Origin of the sequence: Sporanaerobacter acetigenes DSM 13106 (assembly GCF_900130025.1) — a bacterium.
GTDB classification, from domain to species: Bacteria; Bacillota; Clostridia; order Tissierellales; family Sporanaerobacteraceae; genus Sporanaerobacter; species Sporanaerobacter acetigenes.
In genome coordinates this window covers 128,074-147,244 of record NZ_FQXR01000006.1, presented here as the reverse complement: position 1 = coordinate 147,244, position 19,171 = coordinate 128,074, and the positions used below count along the sequence as shown (strand labels likewise).

Genomic DNA, 19,171 nt, shown 5'->3' with positions numbered 1-19,171 from the left:
TCTTCGGCGGATGCCCTGGGGTATGCCACTATCCATATGGTTTTACAAAACCTATGAGTGATTGTAGGGACAAAAAAGACCAAGTGGTAATCTTACTTTGATTTTGGAGGTAATCAAAATGTGTGGAATAGTGGGATATATAGGTGATAAAAAATCTATAGATGTATTAACCCGTGGATTAGAAAAATTAGAATATAGAGGATATGATTCGGCAGGAATAGCTGTTGTAAATAAAGATGAAATGAAAATAGTCAAATGTAAAGGAAGACTAAAAAACTTAGAAGAAAACTTAGAAGAAATTTCAATAGATAGTCATGTAGGAATAGGCCATACTAGGTGGGCTACTCATGGGGAACCTTCAGATGTAAATTCACATCCTCATGTAAATCATAAAGGAAATATTGCAGTAGTTCACAATGGAATCATTGAAAACTATCTGGAAATAAAAGAGGAACTTAAAAAAAGTGGATATAGCTTTGTATCAGAAACAGATACAGAAGTCATTCCTTATCTAATAGATATGTACTATGATGGAGACTTGAAGAAAGCAGTTATGAAGGCAATAAAAAAACTTAAAGGAGCTTTTGCACTTGGAGTTTTGTCCTTAGATGAAAAAGACAAGCTCATAGCTGTAAGAAAAGATAGTCCACTCATTATAGGTCTTGGAGAAGGAGAAAACTTTATTGCTTCAGATATACCTGCAGTTATAGATTGGACAAAGGATATATATATTTTAGAAAATGGTGAAATGGCTGAAATCACTAAAGACCATGTATCTATTATGGATTTTGAAGGAAATCCTATCCAAAAGAAAGTTTATAAAGTTACATGGGATATAGATGAAGCTAAAAAAGGTGGCTATGACCACTTTATGATAAAAGAAATATTTGAACAACCAAAGGCAATTAAAGATACATTAATGTCTAGGATAGACGATAGTGGAAAAATCAATTTGGATAATATAGACATAAAAAGTGAAGATATAAAAAATATTGAAAAAATATATATAGTTGCCTGTGGGACTGCATATCATGCAGGACTTGTAGGGAAAGCACTTATAGAAAAGTATGCAAGAATACCTGTGTTGACGGATATAGCATCAGAATTTAGATACAACAATCCATTTATAGATGAAAAAACACTTATGATAGTTGTAAGCCAATCTGGAGAAACAGCAGATACTTTGGCTGCATTGAGATTGGCAAAAGAAAAGAAAGCAAAGGTACTTGCAGTGTGCAATGTAGTTGGAAGTTCTATATCAAGAGAAGCTGACTATGTATTTTATACTTGGGCAGGGCCAGAAATAGCAGTAGCCTCAACCAAGGCCTATACAACTCAAGTTGTATCATTAGCTTTGATTGCTCTCTATATGGCAGATATGAAAGGAACCATAGATGAGTTTGAGTATAAAAAGGTATTGGAAGAAGTAAAAGTTCTTCCTGAAAAGATAGAAAAAATTCTTGAAAGCCAATCTAATATCAAGAGTGCCGCTTCTTATATATCAAAAAGTAGTGACATATTCTATATAGGTAGAGGGTTTGACTATTATTTAGCTATGGAAGGAAGCTTGAAGCTGAAAGAAGTGTCATATATTCATTCAGAAGCAATGGCAGCTGGGGAATTGAAACATGGTACATTAGCTTTAATAGAAGAAAATACTCCTGTTTTAGCTTTAGCTACTCAAGATTTTCTATATGATAAAATGATTAGCAATATAAAGGAAGTAAAAGCTAGAGGAGCTTATACTATAGCTCTAGCTAAAGAGGGAAATACTGAAATTAAAGGTGTGGCTGATTTTATCATATATATACCATCAGCAATAGATGAACTTACAGCTCCATTGGCTGTCATACCATTGCAACTTCTTGCATATTATGTAGCAACAGAAAGAGGTTGTGATGTAGATAAACCAAGAAATTTAGCAAAATCAGTTACAGTAGAATAAATAATTTCCCGGGAAATAAAGGTGGCACAAGGATATTTGCTTTGCCACCTTTTTCTTTTGTAGTTAAAATAAAAATAGTTGAGGAAGTGAAAGATGATGAAAGTTGATATACCAGGATATAAAAATATAGAAATAGAAAATGTGGTATTTGATTACAATGGCACAATAGCTGAAGATGGAATCTTGATTGAAGGGGTAGGAGAACTAATTTTAGAATTAGTAAGTAAGGGTATAAAAGTTTATGTATTAACTGCAGATACCAATGGAACTGTGAGAAATCAGTGCGAGCATCTTCCAGCAGAAATTGAAGTTTTTGATGGAGAAGAGGCAACTATACATAAGAGAAAATTTGTTGAGAAAATAGGAAAATATAAAACAGTTTCTATAGGCAATGGAAGAAATGATATAGAAATGTTTCAAATGAGTAGACTTTCTATAGCAGTTATAGGAAGCGAAGGCTGTTTTTCCAAAGCACTAATTTCTGCTGATATCGTGGTGAATAATATAATAGATGCAATTCAATTGATATTAAAACCTCACAGGCTAAAAGCAACAATGAGAAATTAATGGTTTTTGTAATAAATTAAAAATTCAAAAAAGGCTTCCTTGATTTTTAATATTTTCATTGGAAGCCTTTTTTATTATATATAAGGAAGAACAGTTTTCATGAGTTTTTTGAAAAGTTCTAGTTCTTCTGGAGAACATTTCTTTAATAAATTTTCCAATTCTGTATCTTTATTGCTAGATGAAATATAAATATCAGAGGATTCTTTTACAGAACCAACAGCACATAAATTATTTCCTAATACTAAATAATCCAAAGATACATGCAAACATTTGGATATTTTAACCAATGTTGGGAGACTCATCTGTCTTTCTCCTCGTTCTAATTGTCCAATATAATAATTTGAAAGACCTATTATTTCTGCAAGTTCTTCTTGTGAGAGACCTAATTTGCATCTTTCTTCTCTCATTCTTTGACCAATAGCCACATTATTTATTTGTATGTTGTCGTCCATTTTTTCCACTCCCTATTCATAATATACTTTAACGGATTTTAGTCAATATTTTAATTTGCTAATTGCATATATTAAATATTTGCAATTAGTAAATATTTAATATAAAATCATATAGGGAATTATTTATAAGGGAGTGGAGATAGTGAACAAAAAAGATAAAGTCGAAATGACAAGAAGCATTTTAAATAATGCGATGAATATGAATCTAAATAAGGAAATCATATTAAAAATAAGTCAAAAATTGGACCAATGCATATATGAGTATTATGAAGAAAATGATGAAAGGGAAAAAAAGTAAACATAAAAAATTCTAGCCTCTATAATTTTATATTATGAGGCTAGAATTTTTTATATCTATCATTCTAATAATTCATAGTTGCTATTCATAATTGGCATTTTTAAAATATCAAGAGTTTTTTCCAATAAAATTCCTTCTCTCCTTGGATAATTATATCCATAACTTTCTTTAATACTAGTAGAGATAAATTGCATGCTTCGTTCTAATGCTATAGGTAAACTATCACCATTAAGTAGGCTTCCTATTAGTACACTGGTGAATGCATCTCCAGTGCCAGGAAATTCTACGGGAATATATTTACATCCTACTTTCCAAAATTTGCTACTTTCCTTATCATATGCTAAAACATTTATATTGTCGGGTATAATGGTATCAGGAACACTTGTAATAATAACTATTTTAGGTCCCATATTTGATAAATCTAGTAGCATTTTTTTAATTTTATTTTCGTTAATGTCTTTAGTATATGATTTTTCCAATAGATATGTAGCTTCTGTAAGATTTGGAGTTATAATATCTGATTTTTTTACTAATATTTTCATTTTTTCAATTATATCTTCATTTATAGTAGGATATAGTTTTCCATTGTCCCCCATAACAGGATCTACAACAATCATGGAAGAATTATTGTTAAAAGTTTCAATAAAGTTTAAAATTATATCAACTTGTTTTGAAGACCCTAAAAAACCACTATAAATACAGTCAAATTTAATGTTTTCCTTTGTCCAATGATTCATATAATCTTCCATTGAATCTGTCAAATCTACAAATGAGAAGCTTTCAAATCCTCCAGTATTATTTGATAGAATTGCTGTAGGGAAAGGACATACTTGTATGTTCATGGATGAAAGTATTGGTATTATTGCTGTAAGTGAAGCTCTTCCATATCCAGATAAATCATGAATAGCTGCTACTTTTTTTATAGGATTTTTCATATGGATTCCCCTTTCATTTCAATCTATAAGTACAATAATTTTTATAATTTATCACTTCTATATTGTCATCATTATCTAGTCTTTGAAAAAATTCTCTTATATTAGGATTTCCTCTTTTTTCTATAAAAGATTTTATTTCAAATTGGTTCATTGGATGTCTTTTAATAATGCTCATAACGGCCTCATAATCATCTTTTATTTCACTATAGAAGCCTTCAGATACTAGTTCATCTATAGATATTCCTCCCAATATTGAAACAGCTTCCTTTATACTTTCTTTTGAAGGTTGTTCCACGAAACTTTCTGCTGGAGGTCTGACAGGAGAATTAATATACAATCTATGATAACTTATTGTATTTAACAATTTTTCAAGATTTAAGAAGAATTCTTTGTTATCATTAATATCTTTTACAATCATTGTTTCAATCCATAATTGTCCATTATATTCCTTAGAAAAAGCTCTTAACCCTTCAACTATTTCATCAAATTTTATATTTCCATATGGTCTATTTATTTTTTTAAACATTTCCTCATCACAAGCATCTAAAGAAGGAAGTACTATATCTGCATTTTTTAATTCTTCTCTTACTAAACTATTTGACATTAGTGCTCCATTTGTTATAACTGCTATAGGTTTATTTGTAATAAGTTTTAATTCTTTAATTAAATGGCCTAAATTAGAATATAGTGTAGGTTCACCTTCGCCTACTATTGTGACCACATCAAAAACAATCTCATCATTTAAATATGTTTTAAACTCTTCAACTATTTCATTGCAATTAAAAAACTCTTCTCTTTTATTTGTCATGCACCTCGTTCTTCCCAATTGACAATATATACAAGAAAAATTGCAGTGCCCTTTAGCTATAGGACTTATTCCGATGGAAAGTCCCATTCTTCTTGAAGGTACAGGTCCATAAACATATTTAAAATCCTTCATATATATCACCTCTAAAATAAATTAATATTAATATACCGATACACTAATTAAATGTATCCTTTCATTTATATTATATAAATACACTATATTATTGTCAATTCAAACACAATCGAAAAATTACAAAAAAAGTTATTGACATATGCCAATAATGATATATAATATAGATATAAAGAACATAAACCCAAAATAAAAAAGGAGGTTATAAAATGCCAGGTAGAAATGGAACTGGACCATTAGGAATGGGCCCATTAACTGGGAGAGGATTAGGACCATGTGGAAGAGGATATTTTTCTTATAGAAGACCAAGATTAGGATATGGGAGAGGATATTATTCAGTTAATGAAAACACAGATAGATCTTTTCTTGAAGATGAAAAAGCAATGCTCGAGGCAAGACTTAAAGAAATAAACGAAACATTAGATGAAGATAAATAAGATATTGGGGGAATAGGATTTTTTCCTATTTCCCCAATGATTTTTTTATTAGAGGGAGGGAATATTATAATATGGTTCACACATATACATTAAATGGGTATAATATTGCAATAGATGAAAATAGTGGAAGTATTCATTTGCTGGATGATATTAGTTTTCATATTTTGAAAGAAATGCAGGAGTTTAAGTCATTAGATTATATAATTAGTTGTTTAGATGGTATGTATGATACGGAAGATATAGTTGAAGCTTATAAGGAAATTGAAGAATTAAAAGAAAATGAACTTTTGTTTACATCAAATGAAAGTCTTGAAGAATTAGCTTGTAATATGAATTATTCTCATTCTTTAAAAGCCTTATGTCTTCATGTGGCACATGATTGCAATTTAAGATGTGAATATTGTTTTGCATCAAAAGGCAATTATAAAAGTGGTAGGAGTCTTATGAGTGAAGAAGTAGCATTGAAAGCGGTTGATTATTTAGTAAATAATTCTGGAGATAGATATAATATAGAAATTGATTTTTTTGGAGGAGAACCACTATTAAATTTCGATTTAGTTAAAAAAGTTGTTGAATATGGACGAAGTATTGAAAAAATAAAAAATAAAAAATTTTATTTTACGATTACAACAAATGGGGTTTTGTTAAATGATGAAAAAATTAATTATATAAATGAATATATGGATAATGTAGTTATTAGTATTGATGGAAGAAAAGAAATTCACGATTCAATTAGATATGATATAAATAAAAATGGAACATATGATAGGATTGTGCCTTTGGCACAAAAGCTTGTAAATGGTAGAGGTAATAAAAGATATTTTGTGAGAGGGACATTTACGAAAAGAAATAAGGATTTTTCTAAAGATGTAAGACGCCTAGCTGATCTTGGGTTTAAAGAAATTTCGGTTGAACCAGTAGTAGGAACTGGGCAAGATATGTTTTTTGATGAAGATGATATTCCTGAAATACTTAGTGAATATGAAAAATTAGCAGTGGAATATTTAAAATGGTTAGATGAAGGTTTAGATTTCCGTTTTTATCATTTTAATATTGACTTATATGATGGGCCATGTTTATTTAAAAGGATAATGGCTTGTGGAGCTGGTGTTGAATATTTTGCTGTGTCTCCTATTGGAGAATTGTACCCATGTCATCAATTTGTTGGAGAAAAAGATTTTATTGCTGGAGATATATATAATGGTATAAATAGTGTAGAAATGGGAGAGAAATTTAAAAATACTAATATATTGACTAAACAAAAATGTAAAAATTGTTGGGCTAAACTATTTTGTTCAGGAGGATGTCATGCAAATGCTTTCTATTCAAATGGTGATATTACAATGCCAAATGAATTAGCATGTATTTTGCAGAAGAAGAGAATAGAATGTGCCATTATGATTCAAATTGCAAAAGAAATGGTGAATAAAAACTAATAAAGGAAATAGAGTGAAATTTAAAAAAAGTAAAGGTAGGTGAAACCCTGATTTATAGCTAGATGTATAACTATCTAGCTATAAACTAGGAATTATGTATAAAAAAGATACAGTTTATTATCCACAAGATGAGATGACTACTATTTTATTACCAGTAACATCTGGATGTGCATATAACAAATGTGCATTTTGTTCTATGTATAAAGATGATAAATACTATGAGATTCCAATTTCAGATATAGAAATGCAATTGTTAAATGGATATATCTATACTGAAAAAGTATTTTTGACAGGTGCAGATCCTATGTCAATAGGATTTGATAAAATGAAACAATTGTTGGATTTGATACATCAATATTTACCATATTGTGCTTGTGTAGCTTCATATGCGTCCATAAAAATCATATCTAAATATTCAGTTGAAGAACTATCTACTCTTCATGATGCAGGACTTAGACTACTTTATATTGGTTTTGAAACAGGCAGGGATGATGTTTTAAAATTGATGAATAAAGGTCATACGGTAAAAGAAGCAATTAAACAGGCAAAGAAACTAAATGAAGCAAAATTATCATTCAACACTATAGTTATGTATGGGATAGCTGGGGAAGGGGAATCTATAGATAATGCGGTTGCAACTGCTAAAATGATTAATCAATTTATAACAAATAAGATTATTACTATGAATCTAACAGTTTTTCATGGGACAGAATTAAGTAATATGGTAAAAAGAGGCGATTTTATTCCTTCATATAGAAAAGAGCGACTAATAGAAATAAAAACCCTTTTAGAAAATCTTGAACCTAAGGTTCCAACCATATTTGATACAACACATCCAACAAATATAATAAAGATTAAAGGAACATTACCTAAAGACAAAAAAAAGATAATCAATGAAGTAATAAACTATTAGTTTATTTTTGAAATTACAAAAAAAGTTATTGACATATGTCGATAATGATATACAATATAATTATAAAGAACATAAACCCAAAACAAAAAGGAGGTTATAAAATGCCAAGTAGAAATGGAACTGGAACATTAGGAATGGGCCCATTAACTGGGAGAGGTTTGGGATATTATGATTACTATTAAATCATATCTAATTGATGAAAATATAGATAGAGCTTTTCTTGAAGATGAAAAATCAATAGATCATTAATAAATGAGGAGTGTGAAAAATGAATGAAAAGAAGCACAATATTGAAGATTTTAGATGCGAAACAAATAAAATGAACAATATAAAGAGAAAAGTGGCTGTTTTAAGTGGGAAAGGTGGAGTAGGGAAATCTCTTGTAACAGCTTTGTTGGCTGTCATGATGAATAAAAAAGATTATAATGTTGGAATATTAGATGCTGATATTACTGGTCCATCTATACCGAAAATGTTTGGAGGAGATAATTATAAGGCTAAAATTAGTGAAACAGGTATTTATCCAGTTGTAACTCATAGTGGAATTAAGCTTATGTCAATTAATTTAATTTTAGATCAACCAGATTCTCCGGTAATATGGAGAGGTCCACTAATAGGAAATACAGTTAAACAGTTTTGGACAGATACTATATGGAAAGATTTAGATTATTTATTTTTTGATATGCCGCCAGGAACGGGGGATGTACCACTTACGGTGTTTCAAACAGTAGATCTTGATGGTATAATAATTGTGACTTCTCCTCAAGATTTAGTTTCTCTTATTGTAAAAAAAGCATACAATATGGCGATGGAAATGAATATTCCTATCTTGGGAATAATTGAAAACATGAGTTATATAATATGTCCACATTGCAAGGAGAAAATAAATATTTTTGGAGAAAGTAAAGCAGAAAAGATAGCAGAAGATATGGGAATAAGATTTCTTGGTAGACTTCCTATAGACCCCATGATTGCACAATTGTGTGATAATGGGGAAATTGAAAAGTTTAGTCAAAATTATATAGATGATTGTGTCGATATAATTGAGAAAGTGCTGAACAAATAAAATCAGACATTATATTAAAATATTAAAGAAAGGTAAGGAAATTCATGAAGGTAGCGACAGAATGTATATATTGTATAATAAATAAAACATATGAATTGTTTTGTAAGTATGTAGATGATGAGGAAGAAAGATTTGTATTTACAAAAAAAGTATTAAAAGAAATGAGTTCTTATCCAGATGATGTAACTGCACCTTTTTTAAATTCAAGGTTAATGAGAATATTAAAAGAAAGTATAAACATTGATGATTTGTATTTCGAAGAAAAGGAAATATATAATAAGAAAATGCTATTAATTGAAGAAGATATCATGGATAGTATCAATAGTTCAGATGACAAGCTTCTTTCAGCATTGAAATATGCAATGGTTGGTAATTTTATTGATTTTGGAGCTATGAAGAATATAGATGATAAACTATTAGAAAAAATCATAGATACTGCATTGAAACAAGATGTAGATATTTCTACATATGAGATATTTAAAAAAGAGATTTTGAAAGTAAAAAAACTATGCTATATATTAGATAATGCTGGTGAGGTTGTATTTGATAAATTTTTTATAAAAATTATAAAAGAGTTAAATAAAGACATTGAAATAGATATTATTGTTAGAGGAGAACCAGTGCTCAATGATGTTATATATAAAGATGCTATTAGTGTTGGAATTGATAAATTTGGGAAGATAGTAGAGAATGGCACAGATATACCAGGTACAGATATAAAAGAAATCAATGAAGAAACTAGAAAATCTTTATTTAGTAGTGATTTAATAATAGCAAAAGGGCAGGGAAATTTTGAAACATTATATGGAACAGATGCAAATATATATTATATATTCTTATGTAAGTGTGATATGTTTGCAAAGATGTTTTCTATAAAAAAATATGATGGAGTATTTATTAGATAACTATTTTGTTATTTTATAAATTTAATTTTTAAAGGGTGTTGATGGAATGGAAAAGTTCAATGATTATAGTGAAGAAAATTTTTCATTAATCAAAGACTTAATAGAAGATGCCGGATACAAGATGACTTATCAGAGAAGAGAAATATTGATGGAGTTTATGAAAAATGAAGAGGAGCATTTGAGTGCAGAAGAAATATATAATATTTTGAAACATAAGGGTATTGGAATTTCAACAGTATATAGAAATATAAAATTGTTTGTAGATTTAGAAATACTTAAGGAATTTAAATTTGATGATACGAATTATTATGAATTAAAAATGTATGCAAGGAAACCATTGCATATACATTTCAAATGTGAAAAATGTGGAACTATTAAAGATATTGTTGGCAGAGAAATAATTTTAAAATATTTAAAAACAAATAATTTAATTGAAGAAAAATATGATGTAGAAATAAATGATGTTGATATTATGTTTCGTGGATTATGTGATAATTGCATTGATAGAAGGTGAGGTGCTTATGTATGCCAAGGCCTAGAAAACGAAGAAGAGTTTGTGGTATGCCTGATTATAAAACGTTCGGACCTTTGAATGGAACGGATGATGATAAGGAAACTATATTCTTGACTGTAGAGGAATATGAGGTTATTCGTCTCATAGATTTAGAGGGACTTGAACAGGAAGAATGTGCACAAAGAATGGATGTAGCACGTTCTACAGTTCAGAGAATGTATGTTGATGCAAAGAAAAAAGTTGCAGATAGTTTAGTCAATGGGAAAAAACTGAGAATTGAAGGCGGAGATTATATACTGTGCGATATGAATTATGGAAACTGTTCTCCATGTTTTAGAGGAAGACATAGACATGGAAGAAATAATGATTAAAATAATATTTGACAAAAGAAAATGCTAGAATTAAAATATAATTAGCATATGCCAATTTTGGTTGAGGACAATAATTTAGAAGTATAGATTTATATATTATGAGAAATGGTACAGAGGAGGAAAATATATGAATATAGCAGTACTTAGTGGGAAAGGAGGAACTGGGAAGACTACAGTTTCTACCAATCTTGCTCTTGCATCAAAGTCAAATTATATAGATTGCGATGTAGAAGAGCCAAATGGTTTTTTGTTTTTGAAGCCTAAAATAGATAGAATACAAAAGGTGATGACAGAGTACCCAATTGTGGATGATGACAAATGTACTGCTTGTGGGGCTTGTGCAGAAGCATGTCAATTTAATGCTCTTGCAAATGTAAAGAAAAATGTTGTACTTTTTGAAAAATTGTGTCATAGTTGTGGTGCCTGCCAAATTGCTTGTAAATATGATGCTATAAATTATGAAAAAAGGGAAATAGGTAAAATTGAAAGCGGAAAAGTTAGAGATATAGAGTGTAGCAGAGGAGTTTTAAATATAGGTGAACCTATGGCAGTGCCAATCATTAAGGAACTTTTAAAAGATTTATCAGGGGAAAATAATATCATAGATTGTCCTCCAGGTACATCTTGCAATGTAGTCAATACTTTGAGATATGCAGATTCTGCTATATTGGTTACAGAACCTACAAAATTTGGACTTCATGATTTAAAGATAGCAGTAGGAGTTGTAAGGATGTTTCATATTCCCTTCGGAATAATCATAAATAAAGATGATGAAAAGGAGAATATAACAAGAGGGTATTCAAGAGAAGAGAATATAGATATAATAGGGAGTATTCCATATAGAAGGGATATAGCTAGAGCTTATTCAAAGGGAGAAATTTTGTATGACAATACAAATTTTAAACCTATCTTTGAAGAGTTAGTAAATAGGTCAAAGGCGGTGTTGAAATGGAATTAGTAGTATTGAGTGGGAAAGGCGGAACTGGAAAGACTACTATTGCTACAGCACTATCTGAATTGGCTCAGGATGTTATGAGAGTAGATTGTGATGTAGAGGCATCGAATTTTTATATGTATTATGAAGGTAAGGATTTAGAAAAAAAAGATTTTTATGGTGGCAAGACTGCTAAGATTGATGATTCTAAGTGTATAAAATGTGGAAAGTGTCAGGAAGTTTGCAAGTTTAATGCTATTCAGGATTTTCAAATAGATCCTTTTGCCTGTGAAGGATGTGGTGCATGTACATTGGTATGTCCAACAGAAGCTATAGTATTAGAAGATGAGAAAGCAGCAGATACATTTATAACACAGACAGACAAAGGTATTATTGCAAGAGCGGAGATGGGTATAGGAAGCGATGCTTCTGGACTTCTCATATCATTTCTTCGTAGAAATGCCAAGAGATTTTCTGAAGATAAAAAGTTGACTATAATAGATGGTTCTCCTGGAATAGGATGTCCTGTTATAGCTTCTGTAACAGGAAGTGATATGGTGCTAGTTGTGACAGAACCAACTAAGTCAGGACTTGAAGATTTAAAAAGAGTTGTAACTTTGTGTGAACATTTTGGAGTTTATACTATGGTTTGCATAAATAAATATGATATAAATGAAGAAATGAGTAAAGAAATAGAAAGTTTTATAAATGATACTGACCTTAAATTAGTAGGTAAAATTCCTTATGATGATATGGTCATGAAATCTATAAATGAGTTAAAACCTATAATTTTTTACAATGAAAGTATAGCCAAAAAAGCTATTGAAGATATGTGGATGAGGATAAAAGAAAATATAAATTAAAAAGGCTTCCATTGGAAGCCTTTTCTATTCACTGTAAACTAATTTATATTCTTTGCCCTCTACAATAAATATTTTTTCGATTTCTTCATCTATTAAATCTATTATATCCTTGTCATATTTAAATTTTGCGCCTATTCCGCAGTTAGAACTAAGTTTACGTGGTACAGGCATCAATTCACATTCTATATTGTATGATTTCAATTTCCGATCAAATTTTATTGCACCAGAATGGGTAAAAAATATTGCTACATATTCACTCATATTATTTCCTCACTACAATTAAAGTATCTTCCTCTTCATTTTTAAATTCTAATTTATATCCTGAATTTTTTAAGAATCTAGTGATATTATTTTTTGCAGTATTGTTATCAACCAGAATATCTATTCCTTCAGGATGTTTTTCTATTGCATTTTTAGTCATTAGTACAGGTTGAGGACAAGACATTCCTCTGACATCTATTTTCTCCATTACATTCAACTCCTTTTATATTAGTTGTTATTTACTTTTTTTAGATTATTTTGTTTTACAAGCATTTCTGAGTTCACCAAAGATATAACGAGAACTAGTAAAAAGCAAATAATTACTGCTACTTGACCATTAGTTGTAGTTCCTTTTGGGCTAGATGCTAGGCCAAAGTTATGGCATATTGCTGCACCAACTAAACTTCCCATAACTGTTACTGCTGAATCTGTATTTCCTTCTCCAGCCAATATAAGTTGTCTCAATGGACAACCTCCAAGAAGTACAGAACCCCATCCTACCAAAACCATTCCCAAGAAGTTCCATAATCCATCAGTATGAGCTACAGGTTGATTTGCAAATCCAGGATTGAAATATCCCAATATTAAATTTCCTATAAAAGCAAAGACAAGAATTGATAGGAAACCTGACAAAAGATAATTGTCTTTAAACATGATCATATCTCTTGTTCCACCAACCATACAAAGTCTTGTTTTTTGTGATAGAGCACCTACTATTAGTCCAACAATTAGTGAAATCCATATAGGAGCATGCATTGAACCTGGACCTTCTTCACTAAATAGAAGCATACTAAATCCAGATAATAACAAAACAAACAAACCAACATTTACAATTGGGAAAAGATATCCTTCAAACTTGGGTAAATTGTAGCTTCTCTTTAGGTTGAATCCTTTGTTTAAGAAGAAAACACCTACGAATATACCAACTACAAATCCTGCTATTCCTAATATTGCATTTAGGTCTCCGCCAGCAAGTCTTAATACCATTCTCAATGGACAACCTAAAAACATTAAAGCGCCTATCATGACTGCAATTCCTAGAATGAATCTAGTGAATGGTGATGAACCTCCTCTTGATTGAAATTCCTTGTTTTTCATTGAAATGATGAATGCGCCTAGGACAAGCCCGATTACTTCTGGACGAATATATTGAACGATGGGTGCCCTATGTAAGCCTATGCCGCCAGCTATATCCCTGATAAAGCAAGCAATACAAAATCCCATGTTCGCTGGGTTTCCAAGTTTAACCAGTAATACGGATAATAACCCAATTATTCCTCCAGCGATAATAATGTCTTTTTTCCCTTTCATAAAAAAACCTCCTTAAATTAGTTATTATAATGTATTCAATTAAATCTTAACAATTAACTTTTAAAATGTATAATAGAAATTTCCTATACAATTGGTGTATACTATAAGTGTTTTAAATATTTATTGTTTATTCTTGAGGATAAATATATCCTTTTATTAGGGAATAATGTATCGTAGAACGATAAAAGGAGTTGTATATAATATGAAGAGTTTATATTTAGATAATGGTGCAACTGCATTTCCTAAAGCACCTGGAGTTGTAGAGAGCATGTCAAATTATTTATTGAATATTGGATGCAATGTCAATAGAGGAGCATATAAGAGTTCTTTTGAAGCAGAAAACATTGTTTTTGAGACTAGAGAATTAATATGTGAACTTTTTAATTTTAACAAACCTGAAAATGTGGTATTTACCAAAAATATAACAGAAAGTCTTAATGTATTGATAAAAGGATTAGTAAAATCAGGAGATCATGTAATAGTTTCATCAATGGAGCACAATGCAGTTATGAGACCACTAAATAATTTAGCTAAAATAGGAGTAGAATTTTCTAGGGTTGTTTGTAATAAATATGGAGAATTAAATCCAGAAGACATAATAGGGTATATAAAACCAAATACCAAGGCTATAGTCATGACTTATGCTTCAAATGTATGTGGTACCATATTGGATTTAAAAAAAGTTGGAACTATATGCAAGGAAAATGGACTTTACTTCATCATAGATACAGCACAAACAGCAGGGTTTTTGGATATCGACTATAATGAGCTAAATGCCGATGCTATAGCATTTACAGGTCATAAAGGACTTCTGGGGCCTCAAGGTATTGGAGGATTTATCATAAATGATGATATAGTTTCAGAATTTGATACTTTAATAGAAGGAGGCACAGGTAGTTTGTCAGAAAAGGAAGTACAACCAGAATACATGCCTGACAAATTTGAAGCTGGGACATTAAATATTCCAGGCATATATGGATTAAATGCCTCTTTAAAATATATATTAAAAGAGGGAATTGCTGCTATAAGAGAAAAAGAACTGTATTTATTAGAGCATTTCTTAAATGATATAGGAAGTATTTCTGAACTATATATAGTAGGTAAAAACGATATAAAAGATAGAACAGCTGTAGTTTCTGTAGATATCCCCAATAGAGACAATGGAGAGATATCTTATGGTTTATATAATAGTTTTGGTATTATGACTAGGTGCGGACTTCATTGTGCACCATCTGCACATAAAACTTTAAAAACATTTCCAAGGGGAACAGTTAGATTTAGCTTTAGTCATTTCAATACTATAGATGATGTAAATTATGCAGTAGATGCAATAAACAAGATATTGAAAGATTTCGATTAAAATAGCAAAAGTAAGTATTAATCTTGAATTATTTAAGCGCATGTGTAGCTATAAGTATAGTTAAAGGTATTGTCATAACTAATCCTATACTGCTGCACAATGCTCTTATTATTTCCATGGCTAATATTTCACTATTTATAGAATAGATATATTCAGTATCAGATATGATGTTAATTATGAGTAAAGGCATGGAACTTCCAGCATATGCAAGTATCAAAGTATTGACCATTGTAGACATGATATCTTTTCCTATGTGGAATCCTGATTGAAGGAGGTCTTTGGTTTTTATTCTGGGAGATTGTTTTTTTATTTCAAACATTGATGTAGTTATGGACATGCTCACATCCATGGTTGCCCCAATGGTACCAATGAGAATAGAGCACATATAAAGACTACTGAAATCTAATTTAATTCCCATATTTGTTATTAAAAACATTACATTTTCATCAGCCATTCCAGTGATGCTTGTTAATTTTGAATAAGTATAGGCAAGAAGTCCAGCAGTTATAGTTCCTCCCATAGTTCCTAACATTGAGACAAGACTTTTTTTAGTAAAACCAGCTATTAGAACAAAGCTGACCATTATTATTATTAGAGCAGAGAATATAGAAATAGTTATTATATTGTATCCCTTAAGGATTCCTGGAACCATAAATTTTACTATTACATAGGCAGAAAAAAGCAAGGAAGAAATAGACAATACTCCTTTCAAACCGCCAAATAGTATTATAGATATTATGAATATAAAGGATAGATTTTTGAGTTTATCAACCCTCCACACATTTACAAATCTACCATTTAAAGAGCCATTTTCGTCCTCATAAAGTTCCATCAATACTTGATCACCTATATTTAGATCAAAATCAAAAGAAGAATATTCCATTCTTTCACGAGTGACATTTATGACTTTTCCTTTATGTTTTCCTTCTAGTATTTCTATTTTCAATGTTTCTTGTTCAACAACATCTTGTATTTTTTCTATTTTCAATACTTTTCCAAGGACTCTTTGACTATTGGAAGCCCAAACTAAAGTGTGAATCAATACGATAATGATAATAATAAAAGTAATTTTTTTCATGATTTATCCCTCCTACTAAAAAGTATGAAACTTTTTGGACAAACAGAACTTATATAATTATGAAAAAGTGTTGTTTAGTAGTGGATTTTAAATAAAGGAAAAACATGTTATACTAATAGAAAAAGGTACATATATTGGAGGTTAAGAAATGAAAAAACTATTAATATTGATAAGTATGATAATATTGTTATTTTCTGCAAATGTTTATGGAGAAACTTCTGACGATTCGGACATGTATACGGAAACTGCTATTGTATTAGAGGCAAGTGAATTAAAAGAGACAGAAGAAGTTGAAGGATTTATAAATCAATATCAAGATGTTAAATTGAAAATAACTAGTGGAAAATATAAAAATCAAATATTTGATGTAAAAAATAATTTATCTGAAAATGATGTCTATAACATAGTTGTTGAAAAAGGAGAAAAAGTTGTAGTTTCTATTCAAGAAATTGAAGGGGAAGACATAAATATTTATATTTCAGATTATATGAGGCAAAATTATATTTTTTATTTAGTTATTATATTTATACTCCTAATTATTATTATAGGTAAGAAAAAGGGTTTAAAATCTGTAGTGACTCTAGCTATTACTATGTTTGCAATTTTAAAGGTATTGTTACCTATGATTTTAAAAGGGGCAAATCCAATACCTATTACTATATTGATATCTATAGTTGTTACAATTTTAACCATGTTTATTGTAGGCGGAATTAACAAAAAAAGTATTGCAGCAGTTGTTGGAACAAGTGGTGGGGTCCTTGTTGCAGGCATTATAGCATACTATATAGGAAGTCAAGTGAAATTGACAGGACTTAGCAGTGAAGAAGCTATGATGCTTATGTATATTCCTCAAGAAGTAAATTTTGATTTTAGAGGTCTGTTATTTTCTGGAATCATATTAGGTTCACTGGGAGCTGTCATGGACGTAGGTATGTCAATAGCATCTTCAATGGATGAAATCCATAAAGCAAATCCCAACTTGACAAGAAAAGAGCTATTTAAATCAGGGATGAATGTTGGAAAGGATGTCATGGGTACTATGACAAACACTCTCATTCTTGCATATACAGGTAGTTCCATTCCTGTACTTCTCTTATTTATGGCATATGAAACTTCTATTGCAAAAATATTGAATTTAGATGTCATTGCTACAGAGGCTATTCGTTCTTTAGCTGGAAGTATAGGATTGGTTTTAACTATTCCGTTGACAGCATTGGTTTCAAGTACTCTTATAAAAAATTCTTCCAGCAAATAATAAAAATACTATTTGACAAAAATAAAGTATAGGGCTAAAATATAATTAGCATATGCCAATTATATTTTGGCAATAATAGTATTTGGGAGAGTGATATAATATGAAGATAGGAATTTCATCTAATGGGAAAAATTTAGATAGTTCCCTTGATTTAAGATTTGGAAGGTGTAGTTATTTTGTGATTTATGATACTGAAAGTAATGAATTTAGAGCAGTAGAAAATGATGGACAAAGTTCTAAGGGAGGGGCAGGTATTGCTGCAGCTCAACAGTTAATTGATGAAAATGTTGATGTGATCATTACAGGAAATCTTGGTCCTAATGCTTTTGAACTAATAGAAAAGGCAAATATTAAAGCTTTTAAATGTGAAAGTATTTTACTTAAATCTGTTATAGAGAAGTATAGAAATGGGGAACTTGAAGAATTAAAAAATTCAGGGCCAGCTCATCATGGGATGTAGAAAAAATGAAAAATAATATTTGAGGAGGAATAAAAAATGAAAATAGCAATTGCAAGCGAAGGAAAACATGTAAGTGGACATTTTGGACATTGTGAAGGATTTACAATTTATGAAGTTGAAGACAAGAAGGTATTAAACAAAAATTTCACTCCAAATCCAGGTCATAGACCAGGGTTTCTTCCTGTATTTTTAAAAGATCAAGGTGCTAATGTGATAATAGCAGGTGGAATGGGAGAAACTGCCCAGGATTTATTCAATGAAAATGGGATAGAAGTTGTAGTAGGAGCTCAAGGAATATGTGATGATGTAATTGAAAAATATTTAATAGGGGAACTTAAATCAACAGGAAGTGTTTGTACAGAACATGAGCATGAAGGAAATTGCAATGAGTAAATAGAAGGGAAGAAAAATGCCAAGACCAACAAAGTTTAGAAGAGTAGAGTTTTTTCCAGAAAACACATATTTTATACCTTGGGGAAAAGCCAAATGCGAAATAGAAGAAATAGTTTTAAATGTAGAAGAACTTGAGGCTATGAGACTTAAAGATATAGAGAAATTGAATCAAGAAGAATGTGCTGAAAAAATGCATGTATCAAGGCAAACTTTCCAGAACATAATAGACAGTGCAAGGGAAAAAGTTGCTAAAGCTTTGACTGAAGGCAAAGCTTTAAGAATAGGTGGAGGATATTATATTACTAATCACTGTAAATTCAAATGTATGGATTGTGGTGGCGTCTATCAAGTGAATTTTGAACGAGATAAAAACAATTGTCCTATTTGTGGTTCTAGGAATGTTATGTGCAGCAAAAAAAATGGTTTTTGTAACAAATGGTGTAAAAGAGAGGATGACAATCAGAAATAGGATGTGAGGAA

The 19,171-nt window shown here is 30.2% G+C and carries 25 protein-coding genes; 18 read left to right on the top strand and 7 right to left on the bottom strand.

The window, feature by feature from the left end; all coding sequences use genetic code 11:
* Positions 1–118 precede the first annotated feature (118 nt).
* Both glmS and BUA21_RS07785 read left to right on the top strand, forming a co-directional pair.
* Positions 119–1,945: a glutamine--fructose-6-phosphate transaminase (isomerizing) gene (gene glmS / locus BUA21_RS07790; protein WP_072744248.1), complete on the top strand. Its 1,827-nt coding sequence runs from the start codon at positions 119–121 to the stop codon at positions 1,943–1,945.
* 93 nt (positions 1,946–2,038) lie between these two features.
* Positions 2,039–2,512, top strand: coding sequence for an HAD family hydrolase (locus tag BUA21_RS07785; RefSeq protein ID WP_072744247.1), 474 nt, complete (start codon positions 2,039–2,041; stop codon positions 2,510–2,512).
* Between the two features lie 74 nt (positions 2,513–2,586).
* Here BUA21_RS07785 and BUA21_RS07780 read toward each other — a convergent pair whose 3' ends face one another.
* On the bottom strand, positions 2,587–2,964 hold the full coding sequence (locus BUA21_RS07780; protein ID WP_072744246.1) for a helix-turn-helix domain-containing protein: 378 nt from the start codon (positions 2,962–2,964) through the stop codon (positions 2,587–2,589).
* Between the two features lie 142 nt (positions 2,965–3,106).
* Here BUA21_RS07780 and BUA21_RS07775 point away from each other — a divergent pair, with 142 nt between their 5' ends.
* Positions 3,107–3,262, top strand: coding sequence for a Spo0E family sporulation regulatory protein-aspartic acid phosphatase (locus BUA21_RS07775; RefSeq protein WP_199228922.1), 156 nt, complete (start codon positions 3,107–3,109; stop codon positions 3,260–3,262).
* A 59-nt stretch (positions 3,263–3,321) separates the two neighbouring features.
* Here BUA21_RS07775 and BUA21_RS07770 read toward each other — a convergent pair whose 3' ends face one another.
* Positions 3,322–4,197, bottom strand: coding sequence for a pyridoxamine kinase (locus BUA21_RS07770; RefSeq protein ID WP_072744245.1), 876 nt, complete (start codon positions 4,195–4,197; stop codon positions 3,322–3,324).
* 13 nt (positions 4,198–4,210) lie between these two features.
* On the bottom strand, positions 4,211–5,137 hold the full coding sequence (locus BUA21_RS07765) for a radical SAM protein (RefSeq protein ID WP_072744244.1): 927 nt from the start codon (positions 5,135–5,137) through the stop codon (positions 4,211–4,213).
* A gap of 206 nt (positions 5,138–5,343) precedes the next feature.
* On the opposite strand from BUA21_RS07765, the gene BUA21_RS07760 reads away from it, so the two are divergent.
* The 10 genes from BUA21_RS07760 (at position 5,344) to BUA21_RS07720 (ending at position 12,573) form a co-directional block, all read left to right on the top strand.
* A complete protein-coding gene (locus BUA21_RS07760; protein ID WP_072744243.1) occupies positions 5,344–5,571 on the top strand; it encodes a DUF5320 domain-containing protein in 228 nt (75 codons plus the stop codon).
* A gap of 71 nt (positions 5,572–5,642) precedes the next feature.
* Positions 5,643–7,007, top strand: a complete 1,365-nt coding sequence (gene scfB, locus BUA21_RS07755; RefSeq protein WP_072744242.1) for a thioether cross-link-forming SCIFF peptide maturase — start codon at positions 5,643–5,645, stop codon at positions 7,005–7,007.
* A 94-nt stretch (positions 7,008–7,101) separates the two neighbouring features.
* Positions 7,102–7,920: a radical SAM protein gene (locus BUA21_RS07750; protein ID WP_072744241.1), complete on the top strand. Its 819-nt coding sequence runs from the start codon at positions 7,102–7,104 to the stop codon at positions 7,918–7,920.
* A gap of 35 nt (positions 7,921–7,955) precedes the next feature.
* On the top strand, positions 7,956–8,102 hold the full coding sequence (locus BUA21_RS14715) for a DUF5320 domain-containing protein (RefSeq protein WP_159429095.1): 147 nt from the start codon (positions 7,956–7,958) through the stop codon (positions 8,100–8,102).
* Between the two features lie 86 nt (positions 8,103–8,188).
* A complete protein-coding gene (locus BUA21_RS07745) occupies positions 8,189–8,986 on the top strand; it encodes an Mrp/NBP35 family ATP-binding protein (RefSeq protein ID WP_072744240.1) in 798 nt (265 codons plus the stop codon).
* A 44-nt stretch (positions 8,987–9,030) separates the two neighbouring features.
* The gene (locus tag BUA21_RS07740; RefSeq protein WP_072744239.1) at positions 9,031–9,891 is read left to right on the top strand and encodes a damage-control phosphatase ARMT1 family protein; all 861 of its coding nucleotides are present in this window, start codon (positions 9,031–9,033) and stop codon (positions 9,889–9,891) included.
* A 46-nt stretch (positions 9,892–9,937) separates the two neighbouring features.
* Positions 9,938–10,405 (top strand): Fur family transcriptional regulator, encoded by a 468-nt coding sequence (locus BUA21_RS07735; RefSeq protein WP_072744238.1) that lies wholly within the window; start codon positions 9,938–9,940, stop codon positions 10,403–10,405.
* Positions 10,406–10,416: 11 nt separating this feature from the next.
* On the top strand, positions 10,417–10,776 hold the full coding sequence (locus tag BUA21_RS07730) for a DUF134 domain-containing protein (protein ID WP_072744237.1): 360 nt from the start codon (positions 10,417–10,419) through the stop codon (positions 10,774–10,776).
* A 127-nt stretch (positions 10,777–10,903) separates the two neighbouring features.
* Positions 10,904–11,734 carry a nucleotide-binding protein gene (locus tag BUA21_RS07725; protein ID WP_072744236.1) on the top strand — a complete coding sequence of 277 codons (831 nt, stop codon included), beginning with the start codon at positions 10,904–10,906 and terminating at the stop codon, positions 11,732–11,734.
* On the top strand, positions 11,725–12,573 hold the full coding sequence (locus tag BUA21_RS07720; protein WP_072744235.1) for an ATP-binding protein: 849 nt from the start codon (positions 11,725–11,727) through the stop codon (positions 12,571–12,573). Before BUA21_RS07725 ends, BUA21_RS07720 begins: the two co-directional genes overlap by 10 nt.
* Positions 12,574–12,597: 24 nt before the next feature.
* Here BUA21_RS07720 and BUA21_RS07715 read toward each other — a convergent pair whose 3' ends face one another.
* The 3 genes from BUA21_RS07715 to yedE are packed head-to-tail and all read right to left on the bottom strand — an operon-like array spanning position 12,598 to position 14,145.
* Positions 12,598–12,834, bottom strand: a complete 237-nt coding sequence (locus BUA21_RS07715) for a DUF3343 domain-containing protein (protein WP_072744234.1) — start codon at positions 12,832–12,834, stop codon at positions 12,598–12,600.
* Between the two features lies 1 nt (position 12,835).
* Entirely contained in the window at positions 12,836–13,042 is a 207-nt protein-coding gene (locus tag BUA21_RS07710) for a sulfurtransferase TusA family protein (protein WP_072744233.1), read from the bottom strand.
* A gap of 20 nt (positions 13,043–13,062) precedes the next feature.
* Positions 13,063–14,145, bottom strand: coding sequence for a YedE family putative selenium transporter (yedE, locus tag BUA21_RS07705; protein WP_072744232.1), 1,083 nt, complete (start codon positions 14,143–14,145; stop codon positions 13,063–13,065).
* 202 nt (positions 14,146–14,347) lie between these two features.
* Between yedE and BUA21_RS07700 the strand changes: the two genes are divergently transcribed.
* Positions 14,348–15,505 carry an aminotransferase class V-fold PLP-dependent enzyme gene (locus BUA21_RS07700; RefSeq protein ID WP_072744231.1) on the top strand — a complete coding sequence of 386 codons (1,158 nt, stop codon included), beginning with the start codon at positions 14,348–14,350 and terminating at the stop codon, positions 15,503–15,505.
* 28 nt (positions 15,506–15,533) lie between these two features.
* Here the strand turns inward: BUA21_RS07700 and BUA21_RS07695 are convergent, their stop codons facing one another.
* The gene (locus tag BUA21_RS07695) at positions 15,534–16,583 is read right to left on the bottom strand and encodes a YibE/F family protein (RefSeq protein WP_072744230.1); all 1,050 of its coding nucleotides are present in this window, start codon (positions 16,581–16,583) and stop codon (positions 15,534–15,536) included.
* 148 nt (positions 16,584–16,731) lie between these two features.
* Between BUA21_RS07695 and BUA21_RS07690 the strand changes: the two genes are divergently transcribed.
* The 4 genes from BUA21_RS07690 (at position 16,732) to BUA21_RS07675 (ending at position 19,160) form a co-directional block, all read left to right on the top strand.
* The gene (locus tag BUA21_RS07690) at positions 16,732–17,838 is read left to right on the top strand and encodes a YibE/F family protein (protein WP_072744229.1); all 1,107 of its coding nucleotides are present in this window, start codon (positions 16,732–16,734) and stop codon (positions 17,836–17,838) included.
* A gap of 100 nt (positions 17,839–17,938) precedes the next feature.
* Entirely contained in the window at positions 17,939–18,298 is a 360-nt protein-coding gene (locus BUA21_RS07685) for a NifB/NifX family molybdenum-iron cluster-binding protein (RefSeq protein WP_072744228.1), read from the top strand.
* Between the two features lie 36 nt (positions 18,299–18,334).
* Positions 18,335–18,691 (top strand): NifB/NifX family molybdenum-iron cluster-binding protein, encoded by a 357-nt coding sequence (locus BUA21_RS07680; protein WP_072744227.1) that lies wholly within the window; start codon positions 18,335–18,337, stop codon positions 18,689–18,691.
* A gap of 16 nt (positions 18,692–18,707) precedes the next feature.
* Complete coding sequence (locus BUA21_RS07675; RefSeq protein ID WP_072744226.1) at positions 18,708–19,160, top strand: DUF134 domain-containing protein; 453 nt, start codon at positions 18,708–18,710, stop codon at positions 19,158–19,160.
* Positions 19,161–19,171: the final 11 nt, after the last annotated feature.